Origin of the sequence: Microbacterium sp. K27 (assembly GCF_004794435.1) — a bacterium.
GTDB lineage: Bacteria > Actinomycetota > Actinomycetes > Actinomycetales > Microbacteriaceae > Microbacterium > Microbacterium maritypicum_A.
In genome coordinates, this window is the sequence record NZ_SSDK01000044.1 from 55,695 (window position 1) to 74,135 (window position 18,441).

The 18,441-nt window shown below is 70.1% G+C and carries 12 protein-coding genes and 1 riboswitch; of the genes, 4 read left to right on the forward strand and 8 right to left on the reverse strand.

Features of this window, described 5'->3' with window-relative positions:
* Positions 1–23: 23 nt before the first annotated feature.
* The 6 genes from ribH to DW307_RS14945 all read right to left on the reverse strand — a co-directional run bounded on the left by ribH (position 24) and on the right by DW307_RS14945 (position 5,208).
* Positions 24–497 (reverse strand): 6,7-dimethyl-8-ribityllumazine synthase, encoded by a 474-nt coding sequence (gene ribH / locus DW307_RS14920; RefSeq protein WP_021201043.1) that lies wholly within the window; start codon positions 495–497, stop codon positions 24–26.
* A complete protein-coding gene (locus DW307_RS14925) occupies positions 494–1,762 on the reverse strand; it encodes a bifunctional 3,4-dihydroxy-2-butanone-4-phosphate synthase/GTP cyclohydrolase II (RefSeq protein ID WP_021201044.1) in 1,269 nt (422 codons plus the stop codon). The genes ribH and DW307_RS14925 overlap by 4 nt, the downstream gene beginning before the upstream one ends.
* Positions 1,759–2,388 carry a riboflavin synthase gene (locus DW307_RS14930; RefSeq protein WP_029260422.1) on the reverse strand — a complete coding sequence of 210 codons (630 nt, stop codon included), beginning with the start codon at positions 2,386–2,388 and terminating at the stop codon, positions 1,759–1,761. Before DW307_RS14930 ends, DW307_RS14925 begins: the two co-directional genes overlap by 4 nt.
* Complete coding sequence (gene ribD / locus DW307_RS14935) at positions 2,388–3,443, reverse strand: bifunctional diaminohydroxyphosphoribosylaminopyrimidine deaminase/5-amino-6-(5-phosphoribosylamino)uracil reductase RibD (RefSeq protein WP_136025097.1); 1,056 nt, start codon at positions 3,441–3,443, stop codon at positions 2,388–2,390. Before ribD ends, DW307_RS14930 begins: the two co-directional genes overlap by 1 nt.
* Before the next feature lie 63 nt (positions 3,444–3,506).
* Positions 3,507–3,651, reverse strand: a riboswitch (FMN riboswitch).
* 78 nt (positions 3,652–3,729) lie between these two features.
* Positions 3,730–4,593 (reverse strand): Fpg/Nei family DNA glycosylase, encoded by an 864-nt coding sequence (locus tag DW307_RS14940; protein WP_136025098.1) that lies wholly within the window; start codon positions 4,591–4,593, stop codon positions 3,730–3,732.
* Between the two features lie 51 nt (positions 4,594–4,644).
* Positions 4,645–5,208, reverse strand: a complete 564-nt coding sequence (locus DW307_RS14945; protein ID WP_136025099.1) for a GNAT family N-acetyltransferase — start codon at positions 5,206–5,208, stop codon at positions 4,645–4,647.
* Between the two features lie 78 nt (positions 5,209–5,286).
* Between DW307_RS14945 and mfd the strand changes: the two genes are divergently transcribed.
* From mfd to DW307_RS14965, 4 genes are all read left to right on the forward strand, one after another.
* Positions 5,287–8,862 carry a transcription-repair coupling factor gene (mfd, locus tag DW307_RS14950; RefSeq protein ID WP_031207203.1) on the forward strand — a complete coding sequence of 1,192 codons (3,576 nt, stop codon included), beginning with the start codon at positions 5,287–5,289 and terminating at the stop codon, positions 8,860–8,862.
* A 35-nt stretch (positions 8,863–8,897) separates the two neighbouring features.
* Entirely contained in the window at positions 8,898–9,524 is a 627-nt protein-coding gene (locus tag DW307_RS14955) for a gamma carbonic anhydrase family protein (RefSeq protein ID WP_021199505.1), read from the forward strand.
* Positions 9,521–12,490, forward strand: coding sequence for an aminotransferase (locus DW307_RS14960; RefSeq protein WP_168441043.1), 2,970 nt, complete (start codon positions 9,521–9,523; stop codon positions 12,488–12,490). Before DW307_RS14955 ends, DW307_RS14960 begins: the two co-directional genes overlap by 4 nt.
* Positions 12,491–12,649: 159 nt before the next feature.
* Positions 12,650–14,077: an APC family permease gene (locus tag DW307_RS14965; RefSeq protein ID WP_021199507.1), complete on the forward strand. Its 1,428-nt coding sequence runs from the start codon at positions 12,650–12,652 to the stop codon at positions 14,075–14,077.
* A gap of 72 nt (positions 14,078–14,149) precedes the next feature.
* Here DW307_RS14965 and gdhA read toward each other — a convergent pair whose 3' ends face one another.
* Both gdhA and DW307_RS14975 read right to left on the reverse strand, forming a co-directional pair.
* The gene (gene gdhA / locus DW307_RS14970) at positions 14,150–15,520 is read right to left on the reverse strand and encodes an NADP-specific glutamate dehydrogenase (protein ID WP_021199508.1); all 1,371 of its coding nucleotides are present in this window, start codon (positions 15,518–15,520) and stop codon (positions 14,150–14,152) included.
* Between the two features lie 131 nt (positions 15,521–15,651).
* Positions 15,652–18,348 carry a phosphoenolpyruvate carboxylase gene (locus DW307_RS14975; protein ID WP_136025100.1) on the reverse strand — a complete coding sequence of 899 codons (2,697 nt, stop codon included), beginning with the start codon at positions 18,346–18,348 and terminating at the stop codon, positions 15,652–15,654.
* Between the last annotated feature and the right edge of the window lie 93 nt (positions 18,349–18,441).

Consider the following 18,441-nt stretch of genomic DNA (forward strand, 5'->3'; position numbering starts at 1 on the left):
GCGCTAGCAAGGGCAGGCTGACCTCAGCCGCGCAGCTCCCGTGTCACGAGGGCTGTGCGCAGGGCGGCGTCCGCTGCTTCGGCGCCCTTGTCCTCCTTGGAGCCCTCCAGGCCCGCACGGTCGAGACCCTGCTGCTCGTCGTCGAGGGTGAGCACGCCGAAGCCGACGGGCTTGCCGGCGTCGAGGGCGACGCGGGTGAGGCCATCGGTGGTCGCCGCCGACACGTACTCGAAGTGCGGTGTGCCCCCGCGGATGATCACGCCGAGTGCGACGACGGCATCCGCCCCGCCGGCGAAGGCCGCCTGGGCGGCGATCGCGAGTTCGAACGAGCCGGGCACGCGCACCAGTCGGTGCGTGGCCCGGGCCGCGTCCAGCACGCGCTCCGCACCGGCGATCAAGCCGTTCGAGATCGTCTCGTGCCAGGTTCCGGCCACGATGACGACGTTCAGACCGCGTCCGTCGATGGTGCCGATCTCGGGTGCTCCTGCGCCGCTCATTTGTCGTCCTCTCCGTGGGCGAGCGCCTCTGCGAGTTCCGCTTCGCCGATGATGTGACCCATCCGGTCACGCTTGGTCTCCAGGTACTGGTGGTTGTTGGGTCCCACACCGACGATCAGCGGCACCTGCTCGACGACGTCGAGACCCAGCTCGCGCAGCTGCGCGACCTTGTCGGTGTTGTTCGTCAGCAGGCGCACCTTCGACACGCCCAGGTCGGAGAGGATGCCGGCCGCCGCTGCGTAGTCGCGGGCATCGGCCGGCAGCCCCAGCGCGAGGTTGGCGTCGACCGTGTCGAGCCCCTCCTCCTGCAGGCTGTAGGCGCGCAGCTTGTTGATGAGGCCGATCCCTCGACCCTCGTGACCGCGCATGTAGATGACGATCCCGCCCTCCTTCTCGATCGCGTCGAGGGCGGAGTCGAGCTGCGGGCCGCACTCGCATTTGAGCGAGCCGAACGCCTCGCCGGTCAGGCACTCCGAGTGCACCCGCACGAGCGCGGTCTCGCCGAGTTCGCCCGAGACGACGGCGATGTGGTCGGTGCCGGTGATGCGGTCCTTGTAGGCGAGGAAGCGGAAGGTGCCGTGCGTGGTGGGCACGGTGGCGTCGGCGCGCAGGCTCACGCGACGGCCGCGATGCGCATTCGGGGTGGCGCCCTCGGGATCGATCTCGTTGAGGTGGGCGATCAGCTGCTCGATCGTGATGACCGGCACGCCGTCGCGCGCACCGAGCTCGATCAGGCCGGGAAGGCGCATCATGCTGCCGTCCTCCGCCACGACCTCGGCGATCGCGCCGACGGGGCGGAGACCGGCGAGCTTCATGAGTTCGACCGCGGCCTCGGTGTGGCCACTGCGCTCGCGCACCCCGCCGTCCACCGCCCGCAGCGGCAGCACATGGCCGGGCCGGATGATGCTGGTCGACGTGGACTCCGGGTTCGACAGCACGTTCAGCGTGTGGGCGCGGTCGTGGGCGCTGATGCCGGTCGTGACCCCCTGCGCGGCGTCGACACTCACCGTGTATGCGGTCGAGCGGGCGTCTTCGCTGGCGGCGACCATCGGCGGCAGGTTCAGGTGATCGGCGAGATCGGCGGGCATCGGGGCGCAGATGAAGCCCGAAGACCAGCGCACGGTCCACGCCACCCACTCGGGCGTCGCGAGCTCTGCCGACAGGATGACATCGCCTTCGTTCTCGCGGTTCTCGTCGTCGGCGACGAGGACGGGACGCCCGGCGCGCAGCGCCTCCAGGGCCTCGGCGATGGTGGAAAGGCTCATCGCGAGCCTCCTTCCGGTGCGGCGCGGAACGCGAGCAGGCGCTCGACGTGCCGGGCGAGGATGTCGGTCTCCAGGTTCACGCGGTCGCCGACGGCGCGGACGCCGAGCGTTGTCGCGGCGAGGGTCTCGGGGATCAGCGAGACCTCGAACCAGGGGGAGGGGTGTGCAGGGGCGCTGACGGCGCTCACGGTCAACGAGGTGCCGTCGACCGAGATCGACCCCTTGTCGACCACGAGCGGGGCGAGGTCGAGGGGCAGGCTGATCCGCAGCACGCTCCACTGCGCGCCGGGGCGCACCTCGAGCACGTCGCCGGTGCCGTCGACGTGGCCCTGCACGATGTGACCGCCGAGACGGGCGCCGACCGGCATCGCCTTCTCGATGTTCACGCGGGTGCCGACCGTCGCCGATCCGATCGCGGCGACGTCGAGCGTCTGCTTCATCACGTCGGTGTCGAAGGTGTCGGCGGTCGAACCCACCACGGTGAGGCACACACCCGAGACGGCGATGGACTCGCCGTGCACGGCGTCCGCTGCGGCCCGGGGCGCGCGGACGGTCAGGCGCCAGCCGTCACCCGCGGGGGCGATCGCGGTGATCTCGCCCATCTCCTCGATGATTCCGGTGAACATCAGGCGGCTCCTTCGTTCTGCGGGTCTTCCGCGGGATCGGTGGCGTGCGCGGGGTGCGCGATCGCGAGCAGGTCGTCTCCGAGGGGAAGCCACTCGTCGACGGTCAGGCGTCGGGCCTCGTCGATGGAGCCGACACCGATGTCGGTCAGGGCGAGTCGGCTGCCGCCGAGCAGCACCGGGGCGATGTAGGCGAGCACGCGATCGGCGAGTCCTGCCTCGATGAAGGCGCTGGCGAGCGTCGGGCCGCCCTCCACGAACAGGCTCTGCACGCCGCGGGTGTGCAGGTCGGCCACCACCGCACGCAGATCGCGGGTGTCGAAGAACAGCGGGGTGTGGGGATGCCGGTGCACAGCGGCGTCGGACGGGGTGGGCCGGGAGCCGATGACGACCGGGATCGGCTGGTGCGGCAGCAGGGCGTCGCCGTCGCGAGCCGTCAGGGCGGGGTCGTCGGCCAGCACCGTTCCGGTACCGACCGCGATCGCGTCGGCCTCCGCACGTCGGCGGTGCACGTCGGCGCGTGCGGCGGGCCCCGTGATCCACTGGCTCGATCCGTCGGCGGCGGCCGCGCGGCCGTCCAGGCTCTGCGCCCACTTGACAGTGACATGGGGGCGTCCGAGGCGCTGGGCGGTCAGCCATCCGGCGATGAGCGCGTGTGCAGCGTCCGCCTGCTCACCCGACTCGACGTCGACGCCTGCGGACCGCAGGCGTTCCGCCCCGCCGCCTGAGGCGACGCCGGGATCGTCGAGCGCGTACACCACGCGTGCGACGCCCGCGTCGATGAGAGCGACGGCGCAGGGGCCCGTGCGGCCGGTGTGGTTGCAGGGTTCGAGGGTCACGACGGCCGTCGCTCCTCGCGCCTCGCCGGGTGCGAGCTTCGAGAGCGCGTCGACCTCTGCGTGGGGGGTGCCGGCGCCGTGGTGCCAGCCCTCGGCGATGACCCTGCCGTCGGGGGAGAGGAGGACCGCACCGACCTGCGGGTTCGCCCCGCGCGGTCCACGGGCGGCGAGGTGGAGCGCGCGATCCATCGCGTGGCGCTCTGCCGCGTTCACTGCCATCCGTCGTCCTCCTCTGAGGCTCCGGGTTCAGACAGGGGTGGCGGAACGGACGCACGGATGCGTCTCGTGCTGCCTCCCTTCCGGACTAGCGAGGTCGCCCTCGCATCACCGTCGGTCCCGGAATTCCACCGGATCGGCATCCCGATCTCTCGAGACGCTCGCGGACTGTCACCGCCGGTTCGGATTCCCACCGACCCCGGAGCACGTTGTTGTTCTGAGTGTACTCAACGCGTTCGGGCGCATTTCATTCCGCGACAGAGGACTTCGTCGTGCTGCGCGTCCGCCGTCACTTCAGCAGTCGGGAGAGGCGGCGGTCGGCCAGTACCTTGCCACCGGTCTGGCAGGTGGGGCAGTACTCGAGCGAGCGGTCGGCGAAGAACACGCTGCGGACCGTGTCTCCGCACACCGGGCAGGCTTCTCCTCGGCGCGCGTGCACCTGCATGCCGCGGCGCTTGGCATCCTTCAGGTCCGCCGGCGGTTTGCCGGAGGCTTGGGCGACCGCCTCTGTCAGCGTCTCGCGCATGGCTCCGAACAGGCGGTCGATCTCGGCGTCGTCGAGCTTTCCGGCGATCGCATACGGTGACATGCGCGCGGCATGCAGGATCTCGTCCGAGTACGCGTTGCCGATGCCCGCGATCACCGCCTGATCACGCAGCAGCCCCTTGATCTGCATGCGCCGATCCTCGAGCAGGGCGGCGAACGCCTCGCGCGTGAACGCGGGGTCGAGGGGGTCGGGGCCGAGCCGGGCGATGCCGGGCACCTCCTGCGGATCGCGCACCACGTACACGGCGAGCGACTTCTTCGTCCCCGCTTCCGTGAGGTCGAAACCGCTGCCGTCGTCGAGGGCGATGCGCAGGGCGATGGGGGACTTGCCCGGTTTGATGAGCGTGGTCGGGAGCGTCTCGTACCAGCGCAGCCACCCGGCCTTCGCGAGGTGGAACACCAGGTGCAGCTCGTCGCCGCAGGAGAGCACGACGAACTTGCCTAGACGCGCGGATGCGGTGATCGTGGCTCCCTGGAGGGCGTTGATCGGAGGATCGTAGGTCTTCAACGCGGCGATCGCCGAGACGGTCGCGCGCGTGATGGTGCGCCCGACGGCGCGTTCTGCGAGAAAGGTGGTCAGGCCCTGGACTTCCGGCATCTCCGGCATGGGTTCATCCTGTCATCGGGCGCCGACGCTGTCACCCGGTGGGCGCACCCCTCAGAGGATCGGCCAGTCGACCGGCGTGCGGTCGTCCCCGGGGAGGAGGCTGGCCGTCCAGCCGTCGTCGCGCCCGCGCGGGCTCGTCAGCGCCTGCCGCTGCAGGCCCTCGTAGCGGAAGCCGAGGGCCCGGGCGGCGCGGGCCGAGGGGATGTTCCCCGCGACGGCCTGCCAGCGGATGCGGACGAGCCGGAGTCCGACGAAACCCCAATCGATCACGGCCGCTGCTGCTTCGGTGAGATATCCGCGGCCCCGTGCGCCGGCCGTCACCCAGTAGCCCAGCTCGGCGGTCGCGCCCGTGAAGTGATCGGTCATGTTGTGAAGACCGATCATGCCCACGAGCTCGCCATCCGCATACATGCCCCAGACGACCTCGGAACCGGCGTCCCACTGCGCGGCTGACAGACGCACGAACTGCGCGGCGTCCTCGCGGGTGTACGGACTCGGCACGGTGGTCCAGCGCGGGATCTCCGGATCCTGGCACGCTTTGGTGATCGCGTCGATGTCCGCCTCCGTCGGGGCGTGCAGGACGAGTCGGGGCGTGGTGAGGGCGACGGATTCCATCCTGACAGCCTAGGCAGGCTGGCGTTCCTCGACGGGCGTGGCGGCCGGAGTGTCCGTGGGCGCGACTAGTCTTGTCCGGTGACTGTTCCGGGGATTCTGCGCGCCTTGGAAGAGGCGTCTCTGTACCGTGACGCCCTCAGCTGGGCGCGCACCGACGCCGACCTCGGCCTGGTCGACGGGCTCGACGCCCCGGCGCTCGCCGGCCTGCTCGAGAAGAGGGCGGCGGCGGGACACCCGGCCGCCCTCCTCGCCGTCGTCCCCACCGGGAGGCGGGCGGAGAGCCTCGCGCTGGCGATGCACGCCTACCTGCCCGACGCCGACATCCTCACGTTCCCCGCCTGGGAGACGCTGCCGCACGAGCGGCTCAGCCCGAGCCCGGACACGGTCGGTCAGCGTCTGCAGACGCTGCGCCGGATCGCGGAGTGGTCGGGCGACCACCCGCTCGTCGTCGTCGCGTCCGTGCGGGCCGCGCTCCAGCCGATCGCCGGCAACCTGGGCGAGATCGCCCCGCTCGAACTCGGCGTCGGCAGCCGGGGGCACGAACTCGACCGCGTGGTCGAGCAGCTGGTCGAACGGGCGTACTCCCGCGTCGACATGGTGTCGCGGCGCGGCGAGTTCGCGGTGCGCGGCGGCATCCTCGACGTCTTCCCTCCCACGTCGGAGCACCCCTATCGCGTCGAGTTCTTCGGCGACGAGATCGACCAGATCCGTGCGTTCTCCGTCGCGGACCAGCGCTCGCTTCCGGGTGATGTCACCGGCGTCGACCTGCCGCCCACCCGCGAACTGCTGCTCACGGCCGAGGTCCGCGATCGGGCCCGCGCACTCGTCGGCGGCTTCCCGGCGATCTCGGGCATGCTCGAGAAGATGGCCGAGGGCATCCCGGTCGAAGGCATGGAGTCGCTGCTCCCCGCGGTCGCCGGACCCTTGAAGTCGCTGGCCGAGTACCTGCCGGCGGGAAGCGCCACGGCGGTCATCGATCCCGAGCGATCGAGTGCGCGCGCCATCACCCTGGGCGACACCAACCGCGAGTTCCTCGACGCCGCCTGGAGCGCCGCCACCTCCGGCGCCTCCGCGCCCATCGATCTGGGGGCCGGTGACTTCCTGACCATCGCCGAGCTGCGCGAGGTCGTGCGCGACCGGGGCGGGGTGTGGTGGCGGCTCAGCCCGTTCGGCGCCGGGCTCGGTGAGGGCGATGCGGAGGCCACGAACCTCGGCGCCGCCGTCATCCCCTCCTTCCACGGCAACGTCGACGGCGCGATCTCGTTCGTCGAGGCGAAGGTGACCGACGGCTGGCGGGTGGTCGTGATCGCCGCCGGTCACGGTCTGGTCGATCGTGCACGCGACGTGCTCGCCGACCGCGGCCTGGCCGCCCGGGTGGTCGAGACGCTCACCGACGCACCGGAGGGCGGTGTCGCGACCCTCGTCACCGGATCCGTCGAAGCCGGCTTCCAGGTGGCCGAGGCGAAGCTCGCCGTCCTCACCGACAACGAGTTCTACGGCCGGACCATCGGCGGCGATCAGCGTGTCGTCAAGAAGCTCGCCTCGCGGCGCAAGAACGTGGTCGACCCGCTGCAGCTCAAGCAGGGCGACTTCGTGGTGCACGCCACCCACGGCATCGGCCGCTTCGTCGAGATGACCCAGCGCGAGGTGTCCACCGGCGGGCGCAACGCCACCAAGTCGATCCGCGACTACCTCGTTCTCGAGTACGCGCCGTCCAAGCGCGGCTACCCGGGCGACAAGCTGTTCGTGCCGACGGATCAGCTCGATCTGCTCTCGAAGTACGTCGGCGGCGAGGCCCCGACGCTCTCGAAGATGGGCGGCAGCGACTGGTCGCAGGCCAAGGGCAAGGCGCGCAAGGCCGTGCGCGACATCGCGGTCGAGCTCGTGAAGCTCTACTCCGCGCGCATGAGCGCGAAGGGCCACGCGTTCGGCCCGGACACCCCGTGGCAGCGCGAGTTGGAAGAGGCGTTCCCGTTCGCGGAGACACAGGACCAGCTGCAGACGATCGACGAGATCAAGGCCGACATGGAACGGCCCATCCCGATGGACCGGCTGCTCTCGGGCGACGTCGGCTTCGGCAAGACCGAGGTCGCGGTGCGGGCGGCGTTCAAGGCGATCCAGGACGGCAAGCAGGTCGCGATGCTCGTGCCGACGACGCTGCTGGTGAAGCAGCACCTCGAGACGTTCACCGAGCGCTTCGCCGGCTTCCCTGTCAAGGTGCGGCCCTTGTCGCGCTTCCAGACCGACAAGGAGGCGCGTCTCACTCTGCAAGGCCTGCTCGAGGGTTCGGTCGACATGGTGATCGGCACCCACCGCATCCTCACCGACCAGGTGATGTTCAAGGACCTCGGCCTGATGATCATCGACGAGGAGCAGCGGTTCGGCGTCGAGCACAAGGACGCGCTCAAGAAGATGAAGACCAACGTCGACATCCTCGCCATGAGTGCCACGCCGATTCCGCGCACGCTCGAGATGGCGGTCACCGGCATCCGGGAGATGTCCACGCTGGCGACCCCGCCGGAGGACCGGCACCCGATCCTCTCGTTCGTCGGCCCGCGCAGCGACAAGCAGATGGCCGCGGCGATCCGTCGCGAGATCCTGCGCGAAGGGCAGATCTTCTTCGTGCACAACCGGGTGCAGTCGATCCAGCGCGTCGCGAGCGAGCTCGCCGAACTCGTTCCCGAGGCCCGGATCGCGGTCGCGCACGGACAGATGGGCGAGCACCAGCTCGAGCAGGTCGTCGACGACTTCTGGGAGCGCAAGTTCGACGTGCTCGTCTCGACGACCATCATCGAGACGGGTCTCGACATCGCGAACGCGAACACGATCATCATCGACCGCGCCGACAAGTACGGACTCAGTCAGCTGCACCAGCTGCGTGGCCGCGTCGGACGAGGGCGCGAGCGGGCCTACGCGTACTTCCTGTACGACGAGATGAAGCCGCTGAGCGAGACCGCGGCCGACCGTCTGCAGACCATCGCGGTCAACAACGACCTGGGCTCCGGCATGCAGGTCGCGCTGAAGGACCTCGAACTGCGCGGGGCGGGCAACCTGCTCGGCGCCGAACAGGCCGGACACATCGCGGGCGTCGGATTCGACCTGTACCTGCGCATGATCGGCGAGGCCGTGGCGACGTTCCGCGGGGACGAGGTCGAGACCGGGCAGGAGCTGCGCCTGGAACTGCCCCTGGATGCGCGCATCCCCGAGTACTACATCGACAGCGAGCGGCTGCGGCTCGAGGCCTACCAGAAGCTCTCCGCCGCCTCGGCGGCGACCGCCAAGGATGAGGCGATCGATCTGGTCGTCGAAGAGCTCGTCGACCGCTACGGCACGCCGCCCGAAGAGGTCGAAGGACTGTTGGCGATCTCGCGTCTGCGCCGTCGCGCTGCCCGGGTCGGGCTGACCGACGTCGTCGTGATGGGCTCGAACCTGCGCATCGCGCCCGCGCGGCTCGAAGACTCGATCAAGGTGCGGCTGCAGCGGCTCTACCCGAAGGCGAAGCTCGTGGCCGGGGGAGAGGCGCTGGTCGTGCCGATGCCCACCGTCCCCGCGGCGGTCGGGGTGGGTCTCGAGCCGCTCCCCGACGCACAGCTGCTCGAGTGGGTCGGGCAGCTGTTCACCGCGATCTTCCCCGAGCCGGCCAAGACCGAGTAGCGCGCGACGGGGGGCCGCGGTACTAGTCTGGCCGCATGTTGTACGAGCACCTCGGGGCTCGGCCCCGCGTCCATGACACCGCCGTCATCGCCCCCACCGCCGTCGTCTCCGGAGATGTGGAGATCGGGCCGGGCTGCCAGGTTCTGCACGGTGCCGTCATCACCGCCGAGGGTGGGGCGATCACGCTCGGCGAGCACGTCATCGTGATGGAGAATGCGCTCATCCGGGCGACGGCGGCGAATGCGGTGCACATCGGGTCGCACACCCTGATCGGCACGCTGTCGAGCATCGCCGGTGCGACGGTGGGAGACGAGACGTTCCTCGCCTCGGGGTCGCGGCTGTTCAACGGCTCGCTGATCGGGCCGCGCTGTGAGGTGCGCGTGAACGCCATCGTGCTCCGTCGCGCCGTGCTGCCGGAGGGCACGGTCGTGCCGATCGGCTGGGTGGCGGTGGGCGACCCCGCACAGCTGTTCTCGCCGGACCGTGAGGAGGAGATCGCGGCGGCACAGCCCGATCTCGACTTCCCGGGGCACGTCTTCGGGGTCGATCGGGACACCCCCGACCTGATGGTGCAGCTGACCGAGCGCTACGGCAGCTCGCTCGCGCGGCATGCCCACGACGTGAGCCTCGGCGACGCGCACCGCGGGCAGCACCGCGCATGACGGCGGGCGTGGGCCTGGTCCGTCCCGACGTCGATACGGCCGATGCCGCGCGCATCGCGCTCGAGTGCTGGGGGATCACGGCGACAGCGGAAGAGCTCGGCAGCAACCAGGACCGGAACTTCCTGCTCACGGCAGAAGACGGCACGAGGAGCGTGCTGCGGATCGACAACCCGGTGTTCGGCGACGACGAACGCGACGCCCAGCATGTCGCTCTCGAGGCCTACCGCGCTGCCGGCGTTCGCGTACCGGCAGTGCTCCCCGGCCTCGACGGTGCGCTGACCCAGCGCTGGAACGGCTTCGCCGCGCGGCGCAGTGAGTTCGCGCCGGGCGAGCCGATGGTGGGTTCCGGATATCTCGCACCCGTCGTGCTCGCGGAGTTCGGCGCGCTCGCCGCCGCCTCCGTGCGCGCGCTGGAACCGCTCCGACACCCCGGGCTGGATCGTCGGCAGATGTGGGACATGCGCGTCGCATACGAACAGATCGATGCGCTCGCGCCGTCGATCGCCGATGCCGCACTTCGGGGACGGGTGCTGCGCGCCGCGACCAAGGCGCACGCCGCCGTCGAACCTCTCGCCGACCGGCTCCCCGTGCAGACGATCCACGGCGACCTCACGGACGACAACGTGATGGGCGAGCGGGGCGACGACGCACGGCTGCACCCGCGCACGGTGCTCGACCTCGGCGACCTCGGGCTCGGTTGGCGCGTCGCCGAACTGGCGGTGTGCGCGGCATCGATGCTGCACCACGACCCGGAGCGGCCGCTGCGGGTGATCGAGACGATCGCGGCATTCCATCGCCAGGTGCCGCTGGGCGATGCGGAGGCGAGGGCGGTCTGGCCGCTCGTGGTGCTGCGCGCTGCCCTGCTGGTGGCGAGCGGGTGGCGTCAGCTCGAGATCGACGGGGACAACGACTACGCGCGTGAGAGGGTCGCGGGCGAGCAGGCGATCTTCGACGCCGCGACGCTGCTGCCGCTCGTGGAGATGACCGAGCACGTGCTCGCCGCGGTCGGGATCGACGCCCCGGGATTCTCCGCGCCCGAACTCGCAGGGGACGACGACGAGGCTCCGCTGCGCGCACTGCTGCCGGATCTCACCGGTCGCGTGGCCGTGATCGATCCGGGTGTCGAGTCTGCCGCCCTCGACAACGGGCGCTGGCTCGAGGAATCGGTCGAGCACGCTCTGGTCGCCGATGCATTCGACCTCGGCGCCGCTGTGGCGGTCATGCCGTACGGGGCGTTCCGCCTGACCCGCGCGACCGTCGACGAGGCGGACCCGGGGCATACCTGGGCGACCGCGACCGAACTGCATCTGCCTCCCGGCCCGCGGGTGCGGGTGGTGGCACCGACGGAGGCACGGGTGACGCAGCGGGGCGCGATCGCCCGCTTCGCGCTCGACCTCACCGGTCCGGACGACGGCCAAGAATGGGTGCTGGAGGTCTCGGGTCTCGATGCGGAGGAGCGGCGCGAGCGCCCCGTCGATGCGGGGGAGACCGTGGGCTGGCTCGCCGCGTCGTTCGAGCCGCGGCGCCTGACCGTCGGAATCCACCGCGACGACGCTCCGGAGCGCCAGGCGGACGGAGCGGCACTGATCGCCCCCGATCGGGTCGCGGCCTGGCGCCGCCTCACCGCAGATCCTGCGCCGCTGCTCGGGCTGCCCTCCTTCGCCCAGCGGGATGATTCGGCGGCGGAGCAGGCGCGCCGTGAGCGCATCTTCGCGGCGGCGCAGGAGCGCTACTACGCGCACCCGCCGCAGATCGAGCGCGGCTGGCGGCACCACCTGGTCGACACCACCGCGCGCACCTACATCGACATGGTGAACAACGTCGCCGGTCTCGGCCACGCGCATCCGAAAGTCGCGGATGCGGCGGACCGCCAGCTGCGCACCCTCGCCACGAACTCCCGGTTCCTGTTCCGCGATCTCGCGGAGTACAGCGAGCGGCTGCTCGAACTGATGCCGGAGGGCAGCGACCTCGACACCGTCCTGTTGGTCAACAGCGGCTCGGAGGCGGTCGACCTCGCGATCCGTCTGGCCCAGGCCGCGACCGGACGGCGGACGGTCGTCGCACTGCGCGAGGCGTACCACGGCTGGACCATGGCGAGCGATGCGGTCACGACCAGCGCCTACGACAATCCCTCCGCCCTCGCGACGCGCCCGGACTGGGTGCACGTGGCCGATGTCCCCAATCGCTTCCGCGGCACCTATCGAGGCTCCGACGTGGCGGGCGACTACCTCGCCGATCTCGCTGCCGATCTCGACCGGCTGCAGGACGAGGGACGAGAGGTCGCCGCGTTCCTGTGCGAGTCGATCCTCGGCAACGCGGGAGGCGTGGTGCTCCCCGACGGCTACCTGGCCGGGGCCTACGCACAGATCAGGGCGGCGGGTGGACTGTGCATCGCCGACGAGGTGCAGGTCGGATTCGGGCGGACGGGATCGACCTTCTGGGGATTCGAGCTCGCGGACGTCGTGCCCGACATCGTCACGATCGCGAAGCCGATGGGCAACGGGTATCCGATCGGCGGGGTGATCACGACGAAGCGCATCGCGGACGCGCTGTCGACGCAGGGACAGTTCTTCTCGTCTGCGGGGGGAAGCACGCTCAGCTGCCGGGTCGGCATCGCGGTGCTAGACGCGATGGCCGAGGACGACCTTCAGCACAACGCCGCAGTGATCGGTGCCCGCCTCGCCGAGGGCCTGCGCGGCCTCGCGGACCGGCATCCGCTCGTCGCCGTCGTCCACGGCGAGGGGTTGTACCTGGGCGTCGAACTCGTGCGCGATCGCGAGACCATGGAGCCTGCCGCCGCCGAGGCTGCGGCGATCTGCGAGCGGATGCGCGAACTGGGGGTCATCGTGCTGACGACCTCGGAACGCTCGAACGTGCTGAAGATCAAACCGCCCCTGTGCCTCAGCGCCGAGAGCGCCGACCACGTCGTCGCGATGCTGGATCGCGTGCTCACCGAGGGATGGTGAGGTCGGGCGTCTCCTTCGAATCCCGCCGTCGTTCGGAATGTTAAAAGCGCATTTCGAACCGAATTCACCGTAGCGCTGACGATTCCCTCCGGTCCATACTGTTGCTCAGCGTCGGACGACCCGAAGTCCGACCCATGCGCTGTCCCCCGAGGAGTACCCATGGCCACGAAGACGAAGCCGCTCGCGCACGGCGGAGGAACGCTCAAACGAAATCTCGGACTGTGGGCGATCGTCGGGCTCGGGCTCGGATACATGACGCCGACGGTCGTGTTCGACACGTTCGGCATGGTCGCCCGTGACACCGACGACGTCGTACCGGCCGCCTACCTGGTCGCCTTGGTCGTGATGGTCTTCACGGCGATCAGCTACGGCAAGATCTCGAGCGCGATCCCGAGTGCCGGTTCGGCGTACACGTACGTGCGCGAGTCGATCCACCCGAATCTGGGGTTCATGGTCGGGTGGACCTCGCTGATCGACTACGTGCTGCTGCCGATGGTCAACTGCCTCATCATCCGCAGCTACCTCGAAGCGCTGTTCCCCGAGATCCCGGGCTGGATCTGGGTCGTGCTGTACTGCATCCTCGTCACCACCATCATCTACCTCACGATGCGCGGCACCTCGAACATGAACATGATCCTCCTGGTGTTCTCGATCGTCGTCATGGCCGTGTTCGTGGTGATGGTGATCGCCCAGCTGATGCGCGGCGAGGGGGCGGGAACGGTCGCGTCGATGACCCCGTTCTTCCACGACGGCGCCACGATGGGCGCGGTGCTGATGGGCGCCACGATCGTCTGCTTCTCGTTCATCGGCTTCGACGCCGTCACGATGTACGCGGAGGAGGCGAAGGATCCGAAGATCATGCCGAAGGCCATCCTGTTGACGGTGCTGCTGGGCGGGGCGATCTTCCTGATCTCGGGTTACCTCACGCAGTTGCGCTTCCCCGACTGGAACGAGTTCGCGCCCGGCGGCGACATGCAGTTCGTCGAGGACTCCACCCTCCCGATCATCGGCAACCTGGTCGGCGGACCCGTGCTCATGGCGGTGCTCACCGCGGCCGGTTTCTGCGCGACCCTCGCCTCGGGCCTCGCCTCGCACGCCTCGGTGTCGCGCATGCTGTTGGTGATGGGGCGCAACAACGTGCTGCCGCAGAAGGCGTTCGGCTACATCAACCCGCGCACCCACACGCCGACGTTCAACATCGTGCTGGTCGGCGCCATCTCCCTGCTGGCGATCCCGTTCACCCTGGAGCTGATCGCGGCGTGGATCAACTTCGGGGCGCTGATCGCCTTCACGTTCGTCAACATCTCGGTGATCGCCTGGTTCGCGATCCGCAAGGGCCGTCGCAAGACGCCCGGCGACATCTTCAACTTCATCGTGATGCCCGGCATCGGCATGGTCCTCACCGGCCTGCTCTGGGCGAACCTGCATGAAGACGCTCTGCGCGGGGGCCTCGTGTGGACCGCGATCGGAGTCGTCTACCTCGCGATCATCACCAAGGGCTTCCGCAAGAAGGTCGTCGCGTTCGACGAGAACCAGGCGGTGACCGGGTACAACAAGGTCGTCAAGGTGCCGGTCGACGAGAGCTGACGACGGCTCCGTGACGCAGAAGAGCCGCCTTCCGAAGAGGAAGGCGGCTCTTTCGTCGCAGGAAGGGACGGATCAGATGACGCCCTGGGCGAGCATCGCCGCGGCGACGCGCTCGAAGCCCGCGATGTTGGCACCGGCGACGTAGTCGCCCGCGACGCCGTGACGCTCCGCGGCGTCGAAGGCAGCATCGTGGATGTCACCCATGATCTCGCGCAGCTTGTTCTCGCTGTCGCCGAAGCTCCAGCGCTGACGGGAGGCGTTCTGGCTCATCTCGAGCGCCGAGGTCGCGACACCACCGGCGTTCGCGGCCTTGCCGGGGGCGAACAGCACACCGGCCTTCTGGAAGGCGTCGACGGCATCCGGCACGCAGGGCATGTTCGCGCCCTCCGACACGGCGCGCACGCCGTTGGCGATCAGTGCCTCCGCGTCGGCGAGGGAGACCTCGTTCTGCGTGGCGGACGGCACGGCGATGTCGACCGGCACCTCCCACACGCTGCCGCCCTCGACGAAGCGGGCGCTCGGGCGGCGGTGGGCGTACTCGACGATGCGGGCGCGCTCGACCTCCTTGATCTGGCGCAGCAGGTCGACGTCGATGCCGGCATCGTCGACGACGTAGCCGGAGGAATCGGAAGCCGTCACCGCGGTGGCGCCGAGCTGGGTGGCCTTCTGGATCGCGTAGATCGCGACGTTGCCGGATCCCGAGATGCCCACACGCTTGCCGCTCAGGGAGTCGTCGTGCACGGCGAGCATCTCCTGCGCGAAGAAGACCGCGCCGTAGCCGGTGGCCTCGGTGCGCACTTCGGCACCACCCCACCCCGTGCCCTTGCCGGTGAACATGCCGGACTCGTGGCGGTTGGTGACCTTGCGGTACTGGCCGAACAGGTAGCCGATCTCGCGGCCGCCGACGCCGATGTCGCCCGCGGGAACATCGGTGTGCTCGCCGAGGTGGCGGTACAGCTCGTTCATGAACGACTGGCAGAAGCGCATGACCTCGGCGTCGGACTTGCCGTGCGGGTCGAAGTCGGAGCCGCCCTTGCCGCCGCCGATGCCCTGACCGGTGAGCGCGTTCTTGAAGATCTGCTCGAAGCCGAGGAACTTGATGATCGACAGGTTCACCGAGGGGTGGAAGCGCAGTCCGCCCTTGTACGGGCCGAGCACCGAGGAGAACTGGATGCGGTAGCCGCGGTTGACCTGCAGCTTTCCGGAGTCGTCGATCCACGGCACGCGGAAGAGGATCTGACGCTCGGGCTCGACGAGCCGTTCGAGGATGCCGCCGTCGACGTACTCCGGGTGGCGTTCCAGGACCGGGGCGATCGAGTGCAGCACCTCGTGGACGGCCTGGTGGAACTCCGGCTCGTGCGGGCTGCGGGAGAGCACCGTGTCGAACACGGGCTGCACCGATGCGGCGAGCGGATGGAAGTCGGCGGGAGACGAAGCGGTCACGCGGAAGAGCTTTCTGGTGGGGGATGGTGGTGCAGGCGATCGTGTCGCGTGAGGCTGTGCCGGATCCGGCAGAGACTTCACTCTAGTCGCCACCGAAGCGGGGGTTCCCGCCGGTTCGGTGGCGACGTCGGTCACCCGGTGTTCTGCAGGCCGGCGGCCACACCGCTGACGGAGAGCAGCAGCAGTCGCTGCTGTTCCGCGTCGGCGCCGGAGCCCGTGGGATCCTCCGCGGCCGAGCGCAGCGCCCGGAGCGCGCGCAGCTGCAGGAGCGAGAGCGCGTCGACGTACGGACTGCGCAGCTGTACGGCGCGTTGGAGCACGGGCTTGTTCTCGAGCAGACTTTCGCCGCCGGTGAGGCGGATCACCCAGCGCCGCGTCGTCGCGAGCTCGTCGAGCACGAGCTGCGCCAGGTCGTCGCGGTCGCCGAGGGCGAGGTACTGGCGCGCGATGCGCTCGTCGGTCTTCGCGAGGCTCATCGCGACGTTGTCGATCATGGTGCGCAGCAGCGGCCACTCCCGGTACGCCTCGACGAGCAGCGCCTCATCGCCGACGGCGTCCAGAGCGGTGCCGAGGCCGAACCATCCGGCCAGGTTGATGCGAGCCTGCGTCCACGCGAAGACCCACGGGATCGCCCGCAGGTCTTCCAGCGACTCCACCGACAGTCCGCGGCGGGCGGGGCGGGAGCCGAGCGCGAGCAGACCGATCTCCTCCATCGGGGTCACGGTGGCGAACCAGGGAGCGAAACCCTCCGCCTTCACGAGGGAGAAGAAGCGCTCGCGGGAGGCAGCGTCCATGATCGACGCGACCTCGGCGTACCGCGCGGCCGCCCGGCTCGTGCGCTGCTCCTCGGTGGGGGAGGAGGCGAGCAGCGTCGCCGCGGCGACCTGGTCGATGTGACGCATCGCGATCGCGGGCTCACCGTAGCGCGCGAAGATCACCTCGCCCTGCTCGGTGAGCTTGAAGCGGCCGTCGACCGAGTGCGGCGGCTGCGCGAGGATCGCGGAGTTGGCGGGGCCGCCGCCGCGTCCGAGGGCACCCCCACGACCGTGGAAGAGGGTCAGCTCGATGCCGGACTCCCGGGCCCACCGCGCGATCTTCTCCTGCGCCTCGTACAGGGCGAGGTTCGCGGCCACCGGGCCGACGTCCTTCGACGAGTCGGAGTAGCCGAGCATGACTTCGAGCCGGTTGCCGGTGGCCGCCATGCGCTCGCGGAACTCCGGGAACGTCACGGCTTCCTCGAGGATGCCGGGAGCCGCCTGCAGGTCGGCGAACGTCTCGAACAGCGGCACCACGTCGAGCACCGGAGCGTCGTCGCCGAGGGCGTAGTGGGCGAGGCGGTGCACATTGGCGAGGTCAGAGGCGGCCTGGGTGAACGAGACGACGTAGCGCCCGGCGGCGCGCAGCCCGCGGTCGCGCTGGATATCCGCGATCGCGCGGAACACCTCCAGCACCTCCTCGGTCTGCGCGCTGACGGCCTCTCCCGCCTCGAGTTCAGCCAGTGCCTTCGCGTGCACCTGGGAGTGCTGACGCACCTCCAGCTCGGTGAGGTGGAAGCCGTAGGTCTCGACCTGCCAGATCAGGTGCTGCACGCCGCCGAACGCATGGCGCTTCGCGCCGGCATCGGCGAGCGACGCCTGCACGGCGCGCAGATCTTCCAGCAGCTCCTCGGGACGTGCGTACGCCTGGGCGCTGTCGTCACCCCGGCGCGTGGCGGCGACGCGACGCGCCAGGATCAGCAGCACGCGGCGGTGCGGCTCGTCGGGAGAGCGGGTGGCGAGCTCGGCTGCCAGCGCGGGCTCTGCAGCGGCGAAGCTCTCCCAGAGTGCGGTGACCTCGGCGCTGGGCGGCGTGTCGTCTGAGGCGAGGGTGAGCGTCCGGCCGATGCGCTCCAGCGCACGCTCGAGCCCGCGCAACACGTGGTCCGCCGCGATCTGCGAGGCCTCGCGCGTGACGGACGCCGTGACGAAGGGATTGCCGTCGCGGTCGCCGCCGACCCACGAGCCGACCCGCACGAAGGCGGGGACGACGGGGGCGCTGGCACCCGAGTCCTCTCCCCGGAGCGCGTCGTCGATGCGACGGTACACATGAGGCACCGTCGTGAAGAGCGTCTCGTCGAAAACGCCCATCACGGTGCGGACCTCGTCGGTCGGAGACGGCTTCTGGGAACGCAGCGGAGCGGTGCGCCAGAGCGTGTCGATCTCCTCCAGCATCCGTCGGCGGGCACGGTGCTCTTCCGATCCGCCCTCGCTCGCGGCGTCGTGCTGCGTGAGCAGTTCCGACAGGCGGCGGATGCTCGACGAGACCGCACGGCGGCGGGCCTCGGTCGGGTGCGCGGTGAAGACCGGGTGGAAGCGGAGGCCCTCCAGGCGGCGGCGCGCCTCGTCGTCGCCGACCTCGGTGCGCAGTCGGGCGTACGCGGTCGCGACGGTGTCGGCGGCGTCCTCACGTCCCGGCTGTCCGGCACGCTCGCGCAGCACGCGCACACGCTGGTGCTCCTCGGCGAGGTTGACCAGGTGGAAGTAGCAGGTGAAGGCGCGGGCGACCTCGTCGGCCCGCTCGACCGTGAACGACTCGGCGATCGCCGCCGCGCGCTCGAACGCGTCGGGGGTCTCCTCGTCGTAGGCCTGGATCGTCGCGAGTCGCAGCCGTTCGACGTCTTCGAAGAGGCCGTCGCCGCCGGCTTCGCGCAGCACCTGCCCGAGCAGCTGCCCGAGCATCCTGACGTCTGTGCGCATCGCATCCGGGATGCCGCGGCCGGCTTCGAAGCGGCCGATCACGCGGATGGCCTCGGTGTTCGTGGGCTCGGAGAAGGAGTGTGCGGGGGTCACCCTTCGAGAGTATCCCTCGGGGAAGGGGTGTCCTGCACGCATGACGGACTGCGTCCGGGCACGGGATCGAGAGAAGCACCGGGGCTTCCCGGC

Coding starts and splice junctions, on each gene's coding strand:
- ribH (WP_021201043.1), bottom strand. CDS start 497: ATGAGCGGCGCAGGAGCACCCGAGATCGGCACCATCGACGGACGCGGT.
- ribD (WP_136025097.1), bottom strand. CDS start 3,443: ATGGCAGTGAACGCGGCAGAGCGCCACGCGATGGATCGCGCGCTCCAC.
- DW307_RS14940 (WP_136025098.1), bottom strand. CDS start 4,593: ATGCCGGAGATGCCGGAAGTCCAGGGCCTGACCACCTTTCTCGCAGAA.
- DW307_RS14955 (WP_021199505.1), top strand. CDS start 8,898: ATGTTGTACGAGCACCTCGGGGCTCGGCCCCGCGTCCATGACACCGCC.
- DW307_RS14925 (WP_021201044.1), bottom strand. CDS start 1,762: ATGAGCCTTTCCACCATCGCCGAGGCCCTGGAGGCGCTGCGCGCCGGG.
- DW307_RS14965 (WP_021199507.1), top strand. CDS start 12,650: ATGGCCACGAAGACGAAGCCGCTCGCGCACGGCGGAGGAACGCTCAAA.
- DW307_RS14930 (WP_029260422.1), bottom strand. CDS start 2,388: ATGTTCACCGGAATCATCGAGGAGATGGGCGAGATCACCGCGATCGCC.
- DW307_RS14960 (WP_168441043.1), top strand. CDS start 9,521: ATGACGGCGGGCGTGGGCCTGGTCCGTCCCGACGTCGATACGGCCGAT.
- DW307_RS14945 (WP_136025099.1), bottom strand. CDS start 5,208: ATGGAATCCGTCGCCCTCACCACGCCCCGACTCGTCCTGCACGCCCCG.